The 20,078-nt window shown below is 66.2% G+C and carries 17 protein-coding genes; all 17 read left to right on the plus strand.

The window, feature by feature from the left end; translation table 11 throughout:
- Positions 1-160 precede the first annotated feature (160 nt).
- The 17 genes from ASH04_RS10045 (at position 161) to ASH04_RS10125 (ending at position 20,049) form a co-directional block, all read left to right on the plus strand.
- Positions 161-610, plus strand: coding sequence for an SAV_6107 family HEPN domain-containing protein (locus tag ASH04_RS10045; protein WP_235579979.1), 450 nt, complete (start codon positions 161-163; stop codon positions 608-610).
- Positions 611-848: 238 nt separating this feature from the next.
- Entirely contained in the window at positions 849-1,283 is a 435-nt protein-coding gene (locus ASH04_RS10050) for a DUF3040 domain-containing protein (protein ID WP_027497353.1), read from the plus strand.
- Between the two features lie 555 nt (positions 1,284-1,838).
- Positions 1,839-2,270 carry a division/cell wall cluster transcriptional repressor MraZ gene (gene mraZ / locus ASH04_RS10055; RefSeq protein ID WP_027497352.1) on the plus strand — a complete coding sequence of 144 codons (432 nt, stop codon included), beginning with the start codon at positions 1,839-1,841 and terminating at the stop codon, positions 2,268-2,270.
- 219 nt (positions 2,271-2,489) lie between these two features.
- On the plus strand, positions 2,490-3,530 hold the full coding sequence (gene rsmH / locus ASH04_RS10060) for a 16S rRNA (cytosine(1402)-N(4))-methyltransferase RsmH (protein WP_027497351.1): 1,041 nt from the start codon (positions 2,490-2,492) through the stop codon (positions 3,528-3,530).
- Positions 3,527-4,309 carry a hypothetical protein gene (locus ASH04_RS10065; protein ID WP_230074472.1) on the plus strand — a complete coding sequence of 261 codons (783 nt, stop codon included), beginning with the start codon at positions 3,527-3,529 and terminating at the stop codon, positions 4,307-4,309. The genes rsmH and ASH04_RS10065 overlap by 4 nt, the downstream gene beginning before the upstream one ends.
- On the plus strand, positions 4,306-6,177 hold the full coding sequence (locus ASH04_RS10070; RefSeq protein WP_057473411.1) for a peptidoglycan D,D-transpeptidase FtsI family protein: 1,872 nt from the start codon (positions 4,306-4,308) through the stop codon (positions 6,175-6,177). The genes ASH04_RS10065 and ASH04_RS10070 overlap by 4 nt, the downstream gene beginning before the upstream one ends.
- Positions 6,178-6,334: 157 nt before the next feature.
- A complete protein-coding gene (locus ASH04_RS10075) occupies positions 6,335-7,936 on the plus strand; it encodes a UDP-N-acetylmuramoyl-L-alanyl-D-glutamate--2,6-diaminopimelate ligase (RefSeq protein WP_057473484.1) in 1,602 nt (533 codons plus the stop codon).
- Complete coding sequence (locus ASH04_RS10080; protein ID WP_057473412.1) at positions 7,933-9,483, plus strand: UDP-N-acetylmuramoyl-tripeptide--D-alanyl-D-alanine ligase; 1,551 nt, start codon at positions 7,933-7,935, stop codon at positions 9,481-9,483. The genes ASH04_RS10075 and ASH04_RS10080 overlap by 4 nt, the downstream gene beginning before the upstream one ends.
- Positions 9,480-10,565, plus strand: a complete 1,086-nt coding sequence (mraY, locus tag ASH04_RS10085) for a phospho-N-acetylmuramoyl-pentapeptide-transferase (RefSeq protein WP_032374350.1) — start codon at positions 9,480-9,482, stop codon at positions 10,563-10,565. Before ASH04_RS10080 ends, mraY begins: the two co-directional genes overlap by 4 nt.
- Positions 10,566-10,568: 3 nt before the next feature.
- On the plus strand, positions 10,569-12,029 hold the full coding sequence (gene murD / locus ASH04_RS10090) for a UDP-N-acetylmuramoyl-L-alanine--D-glutamate ligase (RefSeq protein WP_057473413.1): 1,461 nt from the start codon (positions 10,569-10,571) through the stop codon (positions 12,027-12,029).
- Complete coding sequence (ftsW, locus tag ASH04_RS10095; RefSeq protein WP_027497345.1) at positions 12,026-13,606, plus strand: putative lipid II flippase FtsW; 1,581 nt, start codon at positions 12,026-12,028, stop codon at positions 13,604-13,606. The genes murD and ftsW overlap by 4 nt, the downstream gene beginning before the upstream one ends.
- Positions 13,603-14,745, plus strand: a complete 1,143-nt coding sequence (gene murG, locus ASH04_RS10100) for an undecaprenyldiphospho-muramoylpentapeptide beta-N-acetylglucosaminyltransferase (protein ID WP_200937308.1) — start codon at positions 13,603-13,605, stop codon at positions 14,743-14,745. The genes ftsW and murG overlap by 4 nt, the downstream gene beginning before the upstream one ends.
- Before the next feature lie 65 nt (positions 14,746-14,810).
- On the plus strand, positions 14,811-16,316 hold the full coding sequence (gene murC, locus ASH04_RS10105) for a UDP-N-acetylmuramate--L-alanine ligase (protein ID WP_052066102.1): 1,506 nt from the start codon (positions 14,811-14,813) through the stop codon (positions 16,314-16,316).
- A 122-nt stretch (positions 16,317-16,438) separates the two neighbouring features.
- Positions 16,439-17,107: a cell division protein FtsQ/DivIB gene (locus tag ASH04_RS10110; protein ID WP_230592095.1), complete on the plus strand. Its 669-nt coding sequence runs from the start codon at positions 16,439-16,441 to the stop codon at positions 17,105-17,107.
- 175 nt (positions 17,108-17,282) lie between these two features.
- The gene (ftsZ, locus tag ASH04_RS10115) at positions 17,283-18,557 is read left to right on the plus strand and encodes a cell division protein FtsZ (RefSeq protein ID WP_027497341.1); all 1,275 of its coding nucleotides are present in this window, start codon (positions 17,283-17,285) and stop codon (positions 18,555-18,557) included.
- The gene (pgeF, locus tag ASH04_RS10120) at positions 18,554-19,315 is read left to right on the plus strand and encodes a peptidoglycan editing factor PgeF (protein WP_052068817.1); all 762 of its coding nucleotides are present in this window, start codon (positions 18,554-18,556) and stop codon (positions 19,313-19,315) included. The genes ftsZ and pgeF overlap by 4 nt, the downstream gene beginning before the upstream one ends.
- Positions 19,312-20,049, plus strand: a complete 738-nt coding sequence (locus ASH04_RS10125; RefSeq protein WP_048318678.1) for a YggS family pyridoxal phosphate-dependent enzyme — start codon at positions 19,312-19,314, stop codon at positions 20,047-20,049. Before pgeF ends, ASH04_RS10125 begins: the two co-directional genes overlap by 4 nt.
- Positions 20,050-20,078 lie beyond the last annotated feature (29 nt).

Raw genomic sequence — 20,078 nt, forward strand, 5'->3', positions numbered from 1 at the left:
GTGTCGAACGGGTGTTCGATGATCGGGGCCGAGCGCGCCGGTGGATCACCTCGACGAACGAGGCGGATTCTCCCGGAGTTCGACTGTAAGGCTTCATCACGGTTCCAGGCGTGTCGGTAGCGCGCCCGGAGATTCGAACTGGAGGTGTTCGAGTATGACGATGACGAAGACATTCGATGTCGGCGTGCGGTCGCCGGTGTCGCGTCAGGCGCAGGTCCTGCTCGGTCGAGCCGATGCGTTGCTGTCCGAATCCATCGGTGAGCGCGATGCGGGGGACCGCTTCCTCGGAAGCTACATCGCCGCACTCAAGGGTGCTGCCGCAGTCCTGGCATCGCTGCCCGATTCGATCGGCTCGCGGCCACGTTCACGCAACGCCTGGGTTCTGATGGCGAAGGCTGCGCCGGATCTGGCGATCTGGTCCGAGTACTTCTCGTCCTTCTCCGCAACCCGCGCGGCAGTCGAGGCGGGTGCCTCGTCCGCTGTCGGAGACGTCGACGCCGACGACTTCTATCGACACGTCAGTCGTTTTCTGAACGCGGTCGAGGACCGGTTGGGCGGTCAGTCGAGGTTCCAGCCCGTCGATCCGATGGCGGCACCGCTGTCCGCATAGCCCGCCGCGTCGATTCCTCGAGTTCGAACGGACGTGAACGGCCACGTCACACGGTGTTCGACAAGTGTTTCCGAGACGTCCGTCTCGAAAACTTGGTCGTTTCTCAGGAACACATAGTGCGAGTAGGTGGTAAGCGGCCGATTCAGCTCGTATCATCGTCAGTAGGTAGCCGCCAAGGTCAGCTTCCCGTCGCTTCTGAACCGAAACGACTCTCATTATCTGTGCAGGGGGAGGTACCGTGCCACTCTCCGAGCACGAGCAGCGCATGCTCGATCAAATCGAGAGCGCTCTCTACGCCGAGGATCCCAAATTCGCGTCCCATGTGAGGGGCGGTCGCGTTCGCGCGGCGTCGAGCAAGAGGCGTTTTCAGGCTGCCGCGTTGTTCGTCGTGGGACTCGTGTTGCTCGTCGCCGGTGTAGCACTGTCGACGAACAGTCTGGGTTTTCTCGTCGTCAGCCTCATCGGCTTTCTCTTCATGTTCGGTGCCGGGGCACTGTTCTTGTTCGGCGGCTCCAAGAAGGGAGCTGCCGCGACCGGCGAAGAAGGTAGCGCAAGCGACCGAGCCGGCACGCAAGGTCGTAGTGCTCAGCCGAAATCGAGTGGTGGCCGCAAGGGCGGCAGCTTCACCTCTCGAATGGAAGACCGTTTTCGTAAGCGGTTCGATCAGGAGTGATATGACTCCGCCGTCCGGATCTCCCTGGGCCTGACGGTCACCCACCACAACTTCACCGATTCGACAGCAGCGCCTCACCCTCGGGTGAGGTGCTGCTGTCGTTCCACGGCTCTTCGATACGGCGAGCATTCCGTAGCCCCTGTCGCGCGGCGTGCTCGATCAAGTGCGCCCCAGCGACGACGCGGGGCGATCGTTCCCGTGCGGTGGTTCCGGGGTGGTGGTTCCCGGGTGGTGGTTCCGGGGCGAACTCCCCACTTCCCCCCACAGCCGCCATTGTCCCCACTTCACCCCACCCAGTCCCCACTTTCAGGGTCCAGCTGCGCTTGTCAGGCGGGTTGTCGCACAAAGTGCCTGCTCGCGACGCCGCGCGCCCCGGGGGATTGCGTCGGCCAGATCAGGGCCGACGTCGAACGCGGCAACCTGAACGGGCAATCTTCTTGCGTCTGAGCTGCGGATATGTGGTTGTCCACAAAGTTTTCGGGCTGTGAATGGTTCGAAGTGGGGGAGAGTGGGGTAAAGTGGTCCGCAGCGGAGAGTCGAGGCTGGAGGTGGCGAGTGTTTCTCGGTACCTACACGCCGAAGCTCGACGACAAGGGTCGACTCACGTTGCCGGCCAAGTTTCGGGACGCGCTTGCGGGAGGTGTCATGGTGAGCAAGGGGCAGGATTTCAGCCTTGCTGTCTACACCGCGGCAGACTTCGCAGAGCGTTCTCGAAAGTTGACGGCGGCCTCTCGTGCCAACCCCAAAGCCCGTGCCTATGTGCGCCAGTTCTTTTCGGGAACCGACGAACAGCGGCCGGACGGACAGGGCCGTATCACCATCAGTCCCGAGCACCGTCGGTATGCGGGACTCGAACGCAACTGCGTGGTGATCGGATCGATGGACTTCATCGAGATCTGGAACGACGAAGCCTGGGCCCGCTACTCCGCCGAGAACGAGCAGGATTTCTCCGACGCGTTCGACGAATCCCTCGGAGGGATCTTGTAGACCACCGAGGCCGGCTGCGAGTGCAGCGAGGCCTCTGCCCGATCAGAACCCTGACGTTCTTCCCCAACGCCAGGTTTCGCAGATCAGGACCCTGACGTTCTTCCCCAACGCCAGGTTCCCTATCGGACAGGGACCTCGAAGCATTCGCACCGGCCGCAATGGACGACCCGCAGGGCCCGGACCCGGGCGAGAAGTACGTATACGCAACCGGGAGGGACCATGACGGAGGGAGCCGGGCCGGACGAGAACGACGCGTCCGCCGACCGCACTCACCGTCGCTCCGGCGGCCCGATCCACGTCCCCGTTCGACTCGAGCGTGCCGACGAGCTTCTCGGGCCCGCAGTGGAATCGGCGGACGACCCCGACACGACTCGGGTCATGATCGACGCCACGCTCGGACTCGGCGGTCACGCCGAACACTTTCTACGGAAGTATCCCGGTCTGCACCTCATCGGACTCGATCGCGATCCTGACGCGCTCGACAAGGCGGGTGCCAGACTGGCCCCGTTCTCGGATCGAACGACTCTGGTGCACACCACATACGAGGGCATTGCCGCCGCCCTAGACGAGGCCGGACTTCCCGCGACCTATTCCGTTCACGCCATCCTGTTCGACCTCGGTGTGTCGTCGATGCAGCTGGACGAGTCGGACCGCGGCTTCGCGTATTCCGTCGATGCACCGCTGGACATGCGGATGAATCCGACGCAGGGCATCACGGCAGCCGACGTGCTCAATACGTACTCGCACGGCGATATCGCTCGCGTGCTCAGCACCTACGGAGAAGAGCGGTTCGCAGGCAAGATCGCGTCCGCAATTCTGCGGCGACGTGAGCACACGCCGTTCACGACGAGCGGCCCGTTGGTCGAATTGCTGTATGCCGCAATACCGGCCGCGACTCGCCGCACCGGTGGGCATCCGGCAAAGCGAACTTTCCAGGCGCTGCGTATCGAGGTCAACGGGGAGCTCGATTCGCTCAAAGCCGCGGTGCCGGCCGGACTCGACGCCTTGGCCGTCGGCGGCCGCGTCGTCTTCATGTCGTATCAGTCGCTCGAAGATCGAGTTGTCAAGCAGGAGTTGGCCCCTCGGATCAAGTCTCGAAGTCCCGAGGGGTTGCCGGTCGAACTTCCCGGGATGGGTCCGGAATTTCGGCTGTTGACCAGAGGTGCGGAACGCGCCTCGGACGAGGAAATCGAAGTCAACCCACGCTCGGCCCCGGTGAGGTTGCGCGCCGCCGAACGGATTGCAAGGAGAGCGGAATGACGGTTCCAGGCACAACTGTTGGAACACAACGCAATCGGGTTCCGGCTACTCGACCCGAGCGGGCCGGCCGCGGTGGTCGGTCCGGAGCCGCATTGCGCGCCTACGAGCGCAGGCAGCAGCGTGCCTCGATACATACGTCGGATTCTGCTCGCGGTTCAGCGGCCTCACTTCGTCCGACGCTCAACGGCAGTGCCATTGCGGCTCGAATCCCGTTCGTAGCCTTGGTCATCGGTCTGCTTGCCCTCGGGCTCGGCTTGACGTTGTTGTTGACGACGCGCTCGGCGGGCGACTCCTACGACCTCAGTGCCGCCAAGGCCGTCAACGCCGAGCTCGCACAACAGCGTGCCTCCTTGCAGCGTGACGTCGAGCTCGCGGAATCTGCGCCCGAGCTCGCGCGCAAAGCCGCCGCGATCGGAATGGTCCCCGCCAAGAACCCCGCCCGCCTCGTCGTAGCCCCCGAGGGCGGTGTGCAGGTCGTCGGCACGCCCGCTCCCGCCGACGGTGCGCCGGTTGCACCCCTCGATCCGCCTCCCGCCACCGGCTCGGGGGAGGGCTCGGTTCCGAGTGCGTCGACACAGAATCCCGCACGACAGTCGGCGCAGTCGCAGACTCCGAGGAGTGCGTCGCAGCCCACCAGGCCGACGGGCGCAGGTGACACCCGTGCCGCCACGCCGAGTGCGCCCAATGGTGCCGGAACTGCCGCGCTTGCTGAACAATTGGTTCCCATGAGCACCCCCTCGGCTCCCGCCCCCGGCGAATCCTCCGGTGACGAGCAGTGACCAGGCCGTCGCCTGCGTCACGTCCCCGGCCCGCAGATCGAGCGCGGCCGGGACGAAAGCGTTTGGACTCGTCCACATTTCGTTTTCGGCACGGTACGGGCCGCATCTTGATGTACTTGGCTTTGGCGGTCGTCGCGGCACAGTTGCTCTGGATTCAAGGATTCGATGCGCCGACACTGTCGGCCGAGTCCGCCTCGCAGCGCACCACCACCCTCGTCGATCCGGCGATGCGCGGCTCGATCCTCGATCGCAACGGAAACCCGATCGCTTTCACCATGGAAGCGAAAGCGCTGACGTTCCAGCCGGTCCGGGTTCGTAGAGAACTCGACGAGGCACGCGCGAAGGATCCGACGAAGCCGGAAACCGACAAGTACCTCGACGACATCGCCGAGCGGATCCACAGCGATCTCGGTGACGTCGTCAGCAAGAAGGATCTGCTCGCGAAACTGAAGAGCAACGACGAATTCACCTATCTGGCACGGGGTGTGGACGCCACCGTGGCGTCGAACATCAGCAAGGAATTCAAGCAGGTCGGGCTCGAACGTCAGGACATCCGCGAGTACCCGGGTGGCTCGCTCGCCGCGAACATCGTCGGGGCCACCGGGTGGGACGGACACGGCCTGCTCGGGCTCGAGGATTCGCTCGACGCCACGCTCGCCGGTACCGACGGATCGCAGACCTACGATCGCGGTTCCGACGGGGCCGTCATTCCCGGCAGCTGGCGCGACAAGCAGCCCGCGGTCAACGGCTCGAACGTGGAACTGACCATCGACGCGGACCTGCAGTACTACGTACAGCAGCAGGTGCAGCTGGCGAAAGATCTGTCCGGGGCCAAGAATGCGTCTGCCTACGTTCAGGATTCGCACACCGGCGAAGTGCTGGCCATGTCGAACGACAACACGTTCAACCCCGGAATCGGCGTCGGAAACAACGAACGGACCAAGGAGATGGGCAATCTGCCCGTCACGACGCCGTTCGAGCCCGGTTCGGTCAACAAGATCATCACTGCTGCAGCCGCTATCGAGTACGGGCTCACCACACCCGACGAGGTGCTGCAGGTACCGGGCAACATCTTCATGTCCGGTGTCTCGGTCCGGGACGCCTGGGAACACGGAGTTGCGCCGTACACCTCCACCGGAGTGTTCGGTAAGTCCTCCAACGTGGGGACTCTGATGCTGGCCCAACGTGTCGGCGAGGATCGGTATGCCGACATGCTGAACAAGTTCGGCCTGGGCCAGCGCAGCGACGTCGGCCTCCCCAATGAGAGCGCAGGCAGCGTGCCCAGCCGCGATCAGTGGTCGGGCGGTACCTTCGCCAACCTGCCGATCGGGCAGGGTCTGTCGATGACGCTCCTGCAGATGACCGGGATGTACCAGGCGATCGCCAACGACGGTGTGCGCATCCCGCCTCGGATCGTCGCGGCAACGGTGGACGCCAACGGCGAACGAACCGAGACACCGCGACCCGACGGGGTGTACGTGGTCAGTCCCGATACGGCCAAGACGGTCCGCAACATGTTCCGGTCGGTCACCCAGGACGACAACGGAAATCAGCGCGGTACCGGAGTCGCCGCTGGTGTCGAGGGCTACCAGATCAGTGGTAAGACCGGCACGGCCCAGCAGGTCGATCCCGAGTGCAAGTGCTACTCGAACTCGAAGTACTGGATCACGTTCGCGGGTATCGCTCCGGCCGACGATCCTCGCTACGTGATCGGGATCATGCTGGACGCGCCGTCCCGCAGTGCCGACGGCTCGGGAGGGCAGTCGGCCGCACCGCTGTTCCACAACATCGCCAGCTGGCTGTTGCAGCGCGACAGTGTTCCGATGTCCGCAGACCCGGGCCCCAAGTTGGTTCTTCAGGCCGACTGAGGCTCGAATCTGTCGGTCCGGGAATCGGGGCGGCAGCATGCCGATCACGGTCGCCGGTAATCTGACACATCGGCTCGAGGCGTGTTCGTCGATCAGCCACCGCAGCGTGTTCGAGCTGACGCAGTGTGCGGTGGAAGTACAGAGGAAGGGAGCAGGAGTGACTGTGTCATCGGATTCACAACCCGCTCCGGGGTCTCGGCCGGCGAATCCGCCGCACACCGACGTATCCGACGTGGCGACCGCTGTCGGTGCAACGATCGAGTGGGGACACCTCGACGGAGTGCAGGTCACCGGAATCGATCTGCGAGCGCAGTCCGTTCGTCCCGGCGATCTCTTCGCCGCGCTACCCGGATCCGCTCGGCACGGAGCCGAGTTCACCGCCGACGCGATCGAGCGGGGTGCGGCGGCGGTCTTCACCGACCCATCCGGTGCCGACATCGTCCGCCGCGTCCTCGCCACCGCCGATCGCCAGGTTCCCGTCCTCGTGCACGACCGACCACGCCAGGTGCTCGGAACCGTGTCCGCCCTCGTGTACGGCAATCCGTCGTCGAAGATGACGGTCGTCGGAATCACCGGCACGTCGGGCAAGACGACGACCGCGTACCTCGTGGAGGCCGGCCTGACAACCGCCGGCCGCCGCTGCGGACTGATCGGCACGATCGAGACCCGCGTAGTGGGCCGGCACGTACCGAGCGCTCTCACCACCCCCGAGGCTCCGCAGTTGCATGCGCTCTTCGCCGTCATGGTCGAGGCCGGAGTCGACACCGTGGTGATGGAAGTGTCCTCCCATGCGTTGTCCCTCGGCCGAGTCGACGGCACCGACTTCGCGGTTGGCGCGTTCACCAACCTGTCCCAGGATCATCTCGACTTCCACGACTCGCTCGAGGACTACTTTCTGGCCAAGAGCCGGCTGTTCGGGGTCGATTCGCCGGTACGGGCAGACACAGCGGTCGTGTGCGTCGACGATGCCTGGGGCGTGCGGATGACCGATATCGCCCGGTCGGCAGGATCCACGGTCGTCACGGTGTCCACCGGTGCCGACTCGCAGTGGACCGTCTCCGAGTGGGCCAAGCACGACGACGGAACGCAGTCGTTCACCGTTGCCGATCCGAACGGAACGTCGTTGCCGGTGTCGGTGCGTCTGCCGGGTCGCTACAACGTCGCCAACGCCGTGCTCGCGCTCGCGACCTGCGAAGCGGCAGGAGTGGATGCCGCGACGGCGGCACCCGGAATCGCGACCGTCGACGTGCCCGGTCGAGTGCAACGAATCGATCGTGGCCAGGACTTCCTCGCGGTGGTCGACTACGCCCACAAGCCCGCTGCGGTCGAAGCGGTGCTGGCGACTCTGCGAGAGTCGTCCCGTGGACGTATCGCCGTCGTGTTGGGTGCCGGCGGGGATCGAGACACCGCCAAGCGCCCTCTGATGGGTGCGGCCGGAGCGCGCGGTGCCGATCTGCTCGTGGTGACCGACGACAATCCGCGCAGTGAGGATCCGGCAGCGATACGGCATGCCGTCGAAGACGGTGCACTGTCGGTGCCCGACGACGCTCGTGGCGAAGTACGAAATGTCGAAGGCCGCGCAGCGGCGATAGAACAAGCCGTGGCGTGGGCACGTGAGGGGGACGTTGTGTTGATCGCAGGTAAAGGACACGAGACGGGCCAGGAGGTGGCGGGGGTGAAGTATCCGTTCGACGACCGAGTGGTACTCGCATCGGCCATCGACGCACGACTGGTCACCACGAGCGCAGGCGCACGGTGATACCGCTCTCGATCGCTCGCATCGCCGAGATCGTCGGCGGCGAACTGCACGACGTAGCGGACCCGACGGTGCTGGTCGCCGGGCCGGTGGAGTTCGACTCACGCAAGGTCACACCCGGCAGTGTCTTTCTCGCCCTGCCCGGTGCCAAGGTGGACGGCCACGAGCACGCGGCCGACGCCGTGGCCGCAGGCGCTGCTGTCGTTCTCGCGGCGCGTCCGGTGGGCGTCCCGGCTGTCGTCGTTCGGCCGGCGCCGCACTCGAGCCGTGCGATGGCACTCGAACACGACCCGGAGGGGGCCGGCGCTGCGGTGCTGACTGCGCTCGGCGCGTTGGCCCGGGAATCGGTGCTCGAACTGACCGCGCACCACGACCTGACCGTGGTGGGCGTGACGGGGTCGTCGGGCAAGACGTCGACGAAGGATCTCATCTCGGCGGTGCTGCGTCCGCTCGGATCCGTGGTGGCCCCACCCGGATCGTTCAACAACGAACTCGGGCATCCATGGACTGCTCTGCGGGCCGACGCCGATACCGACTTCCTCGCCCTCGAGCTGTCCGCCCGGGGAATCGGCCACATCGCCGAGCTCGCCAGGCTTGCGCCGCCGCGGATCGGGGTGGTTCTCAACGTCGGAACCGCGCACCTGGGCGAGTTCGGTTCACGTGCCGCCATTGCGCTGGCCAAGGGTGAACTGGTCGAGGCACTGCCCGCTGCTGCGGACGGCGGCGTGGCGATCCTCAACATCGACGATCGTCTGGTCGCCGAGATGGCGACACGTACGAAGGCGGCCGTCGTCACCGTCGGACTCAACGCGGACGCCGACGTCCGGGCTGTCGACGTCGTGGTCGACACCGATGCGCGAGCGTCGTTCACACTCGTGTGTGCGGCAGGCACGGCGCACATCACCCTGGCGGTGCACGGTGAACATCAGGTGGGCAACGCCCTGGCTGCCGCGGCCGTCGCGCTCGAGTGCGGGGCCGGCGTGGCCCAGGTTGCCGAAGCGCTCTCGACCGCGGTACCCACCTCGATCCGCCGGATGGATGTACGCACCCGCGCGGACGGGGTCACCGTCATCAACGACTCGTACAACGCGAATCCCGATTCGATGCGGGCCGCCCTCAAGGCGCTGGTGTCGATGTCGCGGCGAGACGACGGGCCGAAGCGGCGCAGTTGGGCGGTGCTGGGGGAGATGGGCGAGCTCGGCGGCGAATCGGTGGTGGAGCACGATGCGATCGGTCGGCTCGCCGTCCGCCTGGACGTCGATCGGTTGATCATCGTCGATTCGGGTCGGCCCACGCGTGCGCTGCATCAGGGTGCCGTCATGGAAGGGTCCTGGGGCGAGGAATCGATGCTCGTACCCGATCGCGAGACAGCCATCGCCGTGCTCGAGGACGAGGTTCGCGCCGGCGACATCGTTCTGGTCAAGGCCTCGCAGTCGGGCGCGATGTGGATTGTTGCTGAGGCCTTGTTGGCCGAACCGTCGGCCGACGCCCTGTTGGCCGAACCGTCGGCCGACGCCTTGTTGGCCGAACCGTCGGAGGGCGAGCAGTGAGACAGATCCTGTTCGCCGGAGGGATCGCACTTGCAGTCGCAATTCTGCTGACTCCCGTGCTCATCAAGACCTTCTCGAAACAGGGCTTCGGCCAGGAGATCCGGGTCGAGGGCCCGGCGAGCCATCAGTCCAAGCGCGGTACTCCCACCATGGGCGGCGTGGCGATCCTGGTCGGGATCTGGGCCGGCTACTGGGGCTCGCACCTGATCGGCATCGGATACGACGCCGAGGGGCCGTCGGCGTCGGCTCTACTCGTACTCGGCCTGACCACCGTGCTCGGCCTCGTCGGCTTTCTCGACGACTTCATCAAGATTCGTAAGCAGCGGAACCTCGGTCTGAACGCCACCGGCAAGTACGTCGGCCAGATCACCGCGGCGGTGCTGTTCGCCATCCTGGTCCTGCAATTTCGCAGCGACGACGGATTGACTCCGGGCAGCACTCAACTGTCGTATGTGCGCGACATCGCAACGTGGTCGATGTCGGCTGCTGTCTTCGTGTTTTTTGTCTGTCTGCTGGTGATCGCGTGGTCCAACTCGGTCAATCTCACCGACGGCCTCGACGGCCTGGCGGCCGGGTCCATGACATTGGTCCTCGGGGCGTACACCGTCATCACCTTCTGGCAGTACCGGCAGGCGTGTGCAGGACCGGCCGGTCCTGCGCCGGGTTGCTACGACGTACGCGACCCTCTCGACCTGGCCCTGGTGTGCGCATCGGCGGCCGGTGCCTGCATCGGTTTCCTGTGGTGGAACGCCGCGCCCGCCAAGATCTTCATGGGCGATACCGGATCCCTCGCTCTGGGCGGCCTGATCGCAGGACTGTCCGTGGTCACCAAGACCGAACTGATCATGGTGGTCATCGGCGCGTTGTTCGTCGCCGAAGCGGCGTCGGTCGTCATCCAGGTCGCAGTGTTCCGGTCGAGTCGGCGACGCGTGTTCCGAATGGCCCCGTTCCATCACCACTTCGAGTTGGCCGGTTGGGCCGAGACGACGGTCATCATCAGGTTCTGGTTGCTCGCCGCGATCGCGTCGGCCGTCGGCTTGGCACTGTTCTACAGCGAATACCTCGCGGCTGTGGGCGGTTAGGCAATGACCGAAGCCTCGACCCATCTGTCCTGGTTGCGCGATAGTTCGGTGCTGGTCACCGGTGCGCGCATCTCCGGGCTGGCCGTCGTACGCCCACTGCTGGACCTCGGCGCACTCGTGACCGTCACCGACTCGAACCGAGCTGCGCTCGACGAGGCGTCGGCGCTCGGTGCTGCCGTGGTGGTTCAGGACGATCTGCTCGCCGATCCGGACGCGATCGCGGCCTTTGCGCTCGTCGTCACCAGTCCCGGGTTCCGGCCGGACTCTCCGGTGCTGGCTGCGGCCGCCGACCACGCCGTCCCGGTGTGGGGCGACGTGGAGTTCTCGTGGCATCTCGACCGCGCCGAGGTGTACGGCCCGCGCGCTCGTTGGCTGGTTGTCACCGGTACGAACGGTAAGACGACCACCACCTCGATGCTCGCGTCGATCCTCGACGCTGCCGGAATCGACTCCGTCGCCTGCGGAAACATCGGCCTCCCCATCGCCGACGCGTTGCGCGGTACCCCGCATCCGCGCGTACTCGCGGTCGAGCTGTCGTCCTTCCAGTTGTTCTGGGCACCGTCGGTTCGTCCCGCGGCGGGGGTGGTGCTCAACATCGCCGAGGACCATCTGGACTGGCACGGGGGCATGGACGGGTACGTCCAGGCCAAGGCGCGCGCATTGACCGGGGACGTCGGGGTCGTCGGACTCGACGACGCGGTGGCGGCCGGTCTGCGGGCGGGGGCACCGGCAGCGACGGTCGTCGGTTTCCGCCTGAACGAACCCGCCGCGGGCGAGCTGGGAGTGCGGGCGGGAATGCTCGTCGACCGTGCGTTCGGGGACAACGTCGAGTTGCTCCGGGCCGACGAGGTGGAACCGAGTGGCCCGTCCGGTGTGCTCGACGCGTTGGCCGCGGCTGCGTTGGCGCGATCGATCGGTGTCGACGCCGAGGCCGTCCGAAACGGATTGCGGACGTACCGGGTGGGACCGCATCGGGCCGCAGTGGTGCGTGAGCTCGGTGGGGTGACGTTCGTCGACGATTCCAAGGCGACGAATCCGCATGCCGCGCGCTCGTCGATCCTCGCGCACGATCGGGTCGTGTGGATCGCGGGCGGGTTGTTGAAGGGTGCGGTGATCGACGATCTGGTCGTCGAGATCGCCGATCGGCTCGTGGCTGCGGTGGTGTTGGGCCGCGATGGGATGCAGATCGCAGAGGCTTTGGCGCGACACGCCCCCGATGTTCCGGTCGTCAGGCTCCCTTCGGGAGACGATGCTGGTGTGACTCATGAGGCTGAAGATGCAGATGCGGTGATGCGAGCGGCCGTCGACCACGCTGCGGGGTTTGCCGCGGCCGGCGATACCGTCCTGCTGGCCCCCGCGGCTGCGTCGTTGGACATGTTCGTCGATTACGGCCACCGCGGCCGAAGCTTCGCCGAGTCCGTCGAGCGCCTCGACATCGCCGCCCTCGGATCGCCGCGATCGTGACCACCGCAGCTCGACCGGCGCGTCCACCTCGTCGCACCACCACGCCGCGCACCCGAATCGGACTGTGGTTCGGTCGGCCGCTGGCGTCGTTCCACCTCATCGTCACGATCGCGGTGCTGCTCACTGTGCTCGGACTGGTGATGGTGCTGTCCGCGTCGTCGGCCGAATCGTTCGCAGCCGATGAGTCCGGCTACGCGCTGTTCACGCAACAGCTGATCGGTGTCGCACTGGGTGTGGTCGCGTTCTATGCGGCGCTTCGGCTGCCGGTGCGATACCTGCGCAAATTGTCGTTCCCGCTCTTCCTGGTCTCGATCACGATGTTGATGCTGGTGTTGATCCCCGGTATCGGTGCCGAGCGTCAGGGCGCACGGCGTTGGTTCGACTTCGGTGTCGTCTCGTTCCAGCCGTCCGAGCTGGCGAAGGTCGCGTTGGTTCTGTGGGGAGCGCACCTGCTGGCCTCCCGTCGCAGCGAGCACGGCAACATCAAGTCGCTGCTGGTGCCGTTGCTGCCTGCGGGCCTGCTCATGTGTCTGCTCGTCGTGCTCCAGCCCAACCTCAGTACCGCGATCGCCCTGGGCATCATTCTCGTCGCACTACTGTGGTTCGCCGGCCTCAACGCCCGGCTGTTCGGAGCAGTCCTGGTGACCGGTTTGGCTCTGGCGACCGTGCTCGCGTTCACCGCCGGCTACCGCTCGAACCGCGTCAAGGCCTGGCTCAACCCGGGGGAGGACACCCAGGGTCTGTCGTATCAGTCCACCCAGGCCAAGTACTCCTTGGCCGACGGCGGACTCTTCGGTCGCGGATTGGGACAGAGTCGCGCGAAATGGAGCTACCTCCCCAACGCGCACAACGACTTCATCTTCGCGATCATCGGCGAGGAGCTCGGCATGATCGGCTGCCTTGCCGTCATCGGATTGTTCGGTCTCTTCGTCTACACCGGCCTACGCATCGCGATGCGGTCGGTCGATCCGTTCCTGCGTCTGTTGACTGCAGGCGCAACGTGCTGGGTGTTCGGTCAGGCCATGATCAACATCGGCTATGTGGTCGGGCTGCTGCCGGTGACCGGTCTGCAGCTGCCGCTGGTGTCCTACGGCGGTACGTCCACGGCCATCACGCTGTTGATGTTCGGGATCATCGCCAGTGCGGCCCGACACGAACCGGAAGCCATCGCCGCGCTGCACGCCGGGCAAGAGGGTCGTATCGCCCGAGCTCTGAGATTGCCGCTGCCTGCTGTCTTCTCACCGAAGCGGGCCGCGATGGCACGCTCCAAATCCACCCGTCCCACGTTGGCGGCGCAGGATCGCACACGTCTCGAGTCCCGCAAGAACAAGGACGGCCGCGGGGCACGGTCACCCGAGCCCGGACGTACCCGGGTGTCGAGTTCACGGGTGGACACTGCCGGCCCCAACGGGTCGGCCAGGAACGCACCCCGTGGCCACGCCCGCCGTGCCGAGCCCCAACGCCGAGACACCGGCAGCGGGTACGCCGCCGGACCACGGTCGCCGTATCGGCCGCGTCCGGAACCGCAACCCGGTCGTCCGCCGGTCCGCTCGGGTGAGCGAGGATATCGACGGTGAAGCAGACATCGAGGCCGATATCCGTGGTGGTGGCCGGAGGCGGAACCGCCGGACACATCGAGCCCGCGCTCGCCGTGGCCGACGCCCTGCGCGAGCTCGACCCCACCGTCACCGTCACCGCCCTCGGCAGCAGCCGGGGGCTCGAAACGACACTGGTACCCGCCCGCGGCTACGCGCTGGAACTGATACCGCCCGTGCCGCTGCCTCGCAAGCCCACTCTCGACCTGGTGAAGTTACCGGTTCGGGTCGCACGGTCGGTGCGTCGAACCCGGGAGATCTTCGCTGCGGTCGAGGCCGATGTACTGGTCGGCTTCGGCGGTTACGTCGCGCTTCCTGCGTATCTCGCTGCCCGCGGTCGACTTCTCGGTCGCGGCGGCCGTATTCCGGTGATCATTCACGAGGCCAATGCCCGCGCCGGCATCGCGAACAAGGTCGGTGCACGCAGCGCCGAACGAGTCCTTGCCGCCGTCGCCGGATCTGGTATCTCTGCACCGGGGTCCGAGGATGCAGAAGTGATCGGAATTCCGGTGCGGCCCACCATCACCGGTCTCGATCGCGCAGCGATGCGGTCGCAGGCTCGCGCTCATTTCGGTCTGCCCGAACACGGGCCGGTGCTGCTGGTGTTCGGCGGTTCACAGGGCGCGCGTTCACTCAACGACGCAGTGTCCGGTGCCGCGGGCGCCCTTGCCGCCGCCGGCATCTCGGTTCTGCACGCACACGGTCCCAAGAACACACTGGACGTGGAGCAGAGCAATCCGGATGCTCCGTACGTCGCAGTGCCCTACATCGACCGGATGGACCTGGCCTACGCGGCGGCCGACCTCGCGATCTGCCGGTCCGGTGCCATGACGGTCGCCGAAGTCTCCGCGACCGGGCTTCCTGCCGTGTACGTGCCTCTACCGCACGGCAACGGTGAGCAGGAGCTCAATGCCCGTCCCGTCGTCGACGCCGGAGGTGGCATCCTGGTAGCCGACGCGACGCTGAGCGCGCAGTACGTGACCGACACGGTCGTCGCTTTGGTGGCCGACACCGAGCGCATCGCCGCGATGTCCCGTGCTGCGGCAGGAGCCGGTCACAAGGGTGCTGCGGCTGCCGTTGCGCAGATCGTGCTCGATACCGCGCACGCGGCGCGGCGCTGAACCGGGCGGCGGCGAGAATGCCACAGAACGAGGGAGACGTCCGCGTGACAACTGAGGGTGCGGCGATGTCGGAGTTGCCGGCAGAGCTCGAACGGGTGCACATGGTGGGAATCGGCGGTGCCGGGATGTCCGGGATCGCACGCATTCTGCTGGCGCGCGGTGGTCAGGTGTCCGGATCGGATGCCAAGGAATCGCGCGGGGTGTTGGCGCTGCGAGCCCGCGGTGCGCTGGTGCGAATCGGGCACGATGCAAGCGCGCTGGACATGATCGACGGCGGCCCCACCGTGGTCGTGACGACCCACGCGGCCATACCCAAGACCAACCCCGAACTCGTCGAGGCTCGCGATCGCGGGATTCCGGTGGTGTTGCGGCCCGCCGTCCTCGCGTCGTTGATGGAGGGGTACCGCACCCTGCTGGTGTCGGGCACGCACGGGAAGACGTCGACCACATCGATGTTGGTCGTCGCACTGCAGCACTGTGGGTTCGACCCGTCGTTCGCGGTCGGCGGTGAGCTCAACGAGGCCGGAACCAACGCGCATCACGGCAGTGGCGACGTCTTCGTCGCCGAGGCGGACGAGAGTGACGGTTCGCTGTTGCAGTACTCGGCGAACGTGATCATCGTGACGAACATCGAGGCCGATCATCTCGATTTCTTCGGTACGACCGAGGCCTACGTGAAGGTGTTCGACGATTTCGCCGCGCTGCTGCACCCGGGCGGTGTGCTGGTTGCATGCATGGACGACCCGGGTTCGGCAGCTCTGGCCCGCCGCGTGGTCGAGAAGAATCTTCCCGGAGTGACGGTGCTCGGCTACGGGTCGTCCGACGTCGACGCCGGACCGGTGGAGATGGCCGTTCGTCTGTTGGCCTGGGAGCCCGAGGACATCGGGGGCGTCGCGCAGTTGCAGATCGCCGGTGAGGACTCTGCCCGCACGGTTCGGCTGGGAGTACCGGGACGGCACACCGCCCTCAACGCGCTGGCGGCGTTCGTGGCTGCCCGCCAGGTGGGCGCGGGGGTCGAGGAGTTGCTGGCCGGGCTGACCGGATTCGGGGGAGTGCACCGGCGGTTCCAGTTCACCGGACGCGAGCACGGAGTCCGAGTGTTCGACGACTACGCCCATCACCCCACCGAGGTGCGGGCCGTGCTGACCGCTGCGCAGGCGTTGGTCGCGGGTCAAGCACTGGAGGGTGGCGAGCGGGCGCGGGTCGTGGTGGTGTTCCAACCGCATCTGTACTCGCGCACTGCGACGTTCGCCGAGGAATTCGGTACCGCACTGTCGTTGGCCGACGAGATCGTGGTGCTCGACGTCTACGGCGCTCGCGAGGAACCCCTGCCCGGTGTGACCGGGGCCTTGGTCGCAGCGTCGGTGACCAAACCGGTGAACTACCAACCGGATCTGTCGTTGGTCGCCAAGCAGGTGGCCAATCTCAGTCGTCCCGGCGACGTGGTGATCACGATGGGTGCGGGCGACGTGACCATGCTCGGCGGGCCCATTCTCGACGCCCTTCGTTCCAAAACCGATTTCGGTGCCACGACCGGCCGCGCGGTACCGAAGGATCGGCCGTCGACGTGACTCGTCGGTCCGATCGAGACCGCGCTTCCAGATCGGAACCCGTTGCCGGGCAGGGTGATTCGACGTCGTCGGTCACAGACAGGCAAGCTCGCGCGCGGGCCAGGGAAGAAGAGCGCGCTCGCGTGAAACGGTCACGCCGTCGCGCAGTGCTTGCCGTCGTGGCGGTTGTCGCAGTGATCATCGGATCGGCAGTGCTGGTCTACTTCACGCCGCTGCTGTCGGTTCGGACGATTTCGGTCGTGGGAGCCTCGTCGGTGTCCGAACAGCAGATCCTCGACCGACTCGAGGTGCCGACCGGCCTGCCGCTGGTCCGGGTCGACGCCGCGGCCGCGGCCCAGCGTGTTGCATCGATACCGGAGCTGGCATCGGTTCGGGTGCAACGGAAATACCCGTCCACCGTGCAGGTGACCGTCGAAGAACGTGTCCCGGTGGCGTTCGTCGATTCCCCCGACGGCGCTCACTTGCTCGATGCAACCGGCGTGGACTTCGCCGTCGCACCGCCTCCGCCCGGGGTGGTCCGACTGGTGACCGACAATCCTGTCTTCGGCGATCCGGTGACGAAAGATGCACTGGCTGTACTCGATTCGCTGCCGCCGCTGATCCGAGGTCAGGTCGGCGAAGTGCGCGCGAGCACGCTGTCCGACATCTCGATCCTCCTGTTGGACGGGCGGACCGTCGTGTGGGGGAACAAGGACAACTCCGAGCGCAAGGGGGCGGTGGCGATCGCGTTGCTGTCGCAACCGGGTCAGATTTTCGACGTGTCCAGTCCCGATCTTCCGACCACGAAATAGCAACGGGCCCGAAAGGCTCATATTTTCGGCGCGGCATCGGCGCGCCTAATGGCGATCGTGGCCGTCGGTGAATAGCGTTCCGATCAGTCGAGTACTTGACATAACTCTAAGCCTGTGGTTTAGGTTGAGGGTTTTCCACATTTTTCGAGCAACAATCCACGGAAGGCGAGAGCCCATGACGCCCCCGCACAACTACCTCGCCGTAATCAAGGTCGTCGGCATCGGCGGCGGCGGCGTGAACGCGGTCAACCGGATGATCGAACAGGGACTCAAGGGAGTCGAGTTCATCGCCGTCAACACCGACGCTCAGGCCTTGCTGATGAGTGACGCCGACGTCAAGCTCGACGTCGGCCGTGAGCTGACTCGCGGACTCGGTGCCGGTGCCGACCCTGAGGTGGGTCGCCGCGCAGCGGACGACCACAAGGACGAGATCGAAGAGGTCCTCAAGGGTGCCGACATGGTCTTCGTCACCGCAGGTGAGGGCGGCGGAACCGGTACCGGTGGCGCTCCCGTCGTCGCCAACATCGCGCGCAAGCTCGGCGCGCTGACCGTCGGCGTCGTGACGCGTCCGTTCTCTTTCGAGGGCAAGCGCCGTGGTGGCCAGGCCGACACCGGTATTCAGCAGCTGCGTGAATCCTGCGACACGCTCATCGTCATCCCCAACGACCGTCTGCTTCAGCTCGGCGACGCGGCTGTCAGCCTCATGGATGCGTTCCGCAGTGCCGACGAGGTCCTGCTCAACGGCGTTCAGGGCATCACCGATCTGATCACCACCCCCGGGCTGATCAACGTCGACTTCGCCGACGTCAAGGGCGTCATGTCCGGCGCAGGCAGTGCGCTGATGGGCATCGGTTCCTCCCGCGGTGAAGGCCGCGCGATCAAGGCCGCGGAATCCGCGATCAACTCGCCGCTGCTGGAAGCGTCCATGGAAGGTGCTCGCGGAGTGCTGCTCTCCATCGCGGGTGGCTCGGATCTCGGCCTGTTCGAGATCAACGAGGCCGCCTCGCTGGTCCAGGAAGCGGCGCACATCGACGCCAACATCATCTTCGGAACTGTCATCGACGACTCTCTCGGCGACGAGGTTCGTGTCACCGTCATCGCCGCCGGGTTCGACGGGGGAACGCCGACGCGTCGTCCGGTCGAGGCAGCGGCATCCACCCGCGGCCCGATCGGATCGGCGCGCTCGGGCGAGGTCTCCTCGCGTTCCAACGACAGCTCCGAAGGCGCTGTGTTCCGCGACCCGGTGGGCGCACCCAGCGGATCCAGCCTGCCCCCGCTGAACTCGTCCAGTTCGTCGAACCGCGAATCGTCCAGCCGCGAGTCCGCAGCCGGTCACGGCCGGGATTCCGGCGGTCAGGGCCGCGAGTCGGTCGGATCCGGACGCCGCGTTCCCGTCGCCGAGGACGACGGCGAAGACGAGGTCGACGTGCCGTCCTTCATGCGGCGGTGAGTGACTCCTTTCGGGTCAGGCGGGTGTCGACGACGCGAGCAGGCGGCGTGTCGGCCCCGCCGTTCGACACCTTCAATCTCGGTGACCACGTCGGCGACGACCCGGCTGCTGTCGAGGCCAACCGTCGGCGCCTCGGTGACCGGTTGGGTATGGGCATCGAACGCATGGTGTTCATGGAACAGGTCCACGGCCGCACCGTCTCGGTGGTGGACGGGCCGGTGTCCGAGCCCGTTCCCATGACCGATGCGTTGGTGACGACGCAGCGCGATCTCGCGCTCGTGGTGTTGACGGCCGACTGTGTTCCGGTGTTGCTGTCCGACGAAGAGGCGGGCGTGATCGCCGCGGTACACGCCGGCCGCGTCGGTGCCCGCATCGGCATCATTCCTCGAGTACTTGCGTCGATGGTCGAGCTGGGCGCGGTCCCGGAGAGGATCGGGGCCTTCCTCGGCCCGGCGGCCAGTGGGCGTCAGTACGAGGTACCCGCCCACATGCGTGCCGACGTCGACAAGCATCTTCCCGGAAGCGCGACGACGACGGTTCGGAAGACTCCCGGTCTCGATATCCCGGCAGGTGTGCGCGCGCAGCTGATTGCCGCAGGACTGCACGGAGTGGCTCAGGATCCCCGGTGCACCATCGAGGATCGCACCCTGTTCAGCCATCGCCGGGAAGGTTCGACCGGCCGTATCGCGAGCGTCGTGTGGATGGATTCCGCATCCGCAGACGAGGTTCCCGACTCCGGCCAGGAGAGGATGTCGTGAGCGAGCCCACCGACCGAGCTGCCGAGATCGCCGCCGCGTTGGCGTCGGTACGCGAACGACTGGCGCGAGCATGCGCGGACGCAGGTCGAGAAGACTCGACCGTGACTCTGCTGCCGGTGACGAAGTTCTTCCCCGCGTCCGACGTTCGGATCCTGTACGAGCTGGGCTGCCGTGAGTTCGGCGAGTCCAGAGAGCAGGATGCGTCGCCCAAAGTGGCCGAGACCGCCGAGGACTTCCGCGGTGATCCGCCGCGATGGCACATGATCGGGCATCTCCAGCGAAACAAGGCGAAGTCCATCGCTGCGTGGGCGCACTCCATTCACTCGGTGGACAGTGCTCGATTGGTCACCGCGCTGTCCAAGGCCACCGAGACAGCACTCGACGACGGCGCTCGGACGACGCCGCTCGACGTCCTCGTTCAGGTCAGTCTCGACGGCGATGTCCACCGCGGCGGCGTCGAACGCGGGGACCTGTACGAGTTGGCCGACGCGGTGTCGACCGCACCCGGCTTGCGTCTGGCCGGACTCATGGCCGTACCTCCGTTGGACGCCGATGCGGACGCTGCGTTCGGTGATCTCGAGGTGCTGCATCAGCGACTTCTGCGTGATCATCCCGATGCCCGCGAGTTGTCGGCCGGCATGACGGGGGACCTGGAAGCTGCTGTGCGACACGGATCGACGTGCGTGCGTGTCGGTACCGCAATACTCGGTGCGCGGCCGATAGCCTCCCAATAACAGTCCACGGATCACATCAGTCACAACAG

The organism is Rhodococcus sp. Leaf233 (genome assembly GCF_001426165.1).
Lineage (GTDB): Bacteria > Actinomycetota > Actinomycetes > Mycobacteriales > Mycobacteriaceae > Rhodococcoides > Rhodococcoides fascians.

Coding starts and splice junctions, on each gene's coding strand:
- ASH04_RS10045 (WP_235579979.1), top strand. CDS start 161: ATGACGAAGACATTCGATGTCGGCGTGCGGTCGCCGGTGTCGCGTCAG.
- murC (WP_052066102.1), top strand. CDS start 14,811: ATGTCGGAGTTGCCGGCAGAGCTCGAACGGGTGCACATGGTGGGAATC.
- murD (WP_057473413.1), top strand. CDS start 10,569: ATGACCGAAGCCTCGACCCATCTGTCCTGGTTGCGCGATAGTTCGGTG.
- rsmH (WP_027497351.1), top strand. CDS start 2,490: ATGACGGAGGGAGCCGGGCCGGACGAGAACGACGCGTCCGCCGACCGC.
- ftsZ (WP_027497341.1), top strand. CDS start 17,283: ATGACGCCCCCGCACAACTACCTCGCCGTAATCAAGGTCGTCGGCATC.
- ASH04_RS10065 (WP_230074472.1), top strand. CDS start 3,527: ATGACGGTTCCAGGCACAACTGTTGGAACACAACGCAATCGGGTTCCG.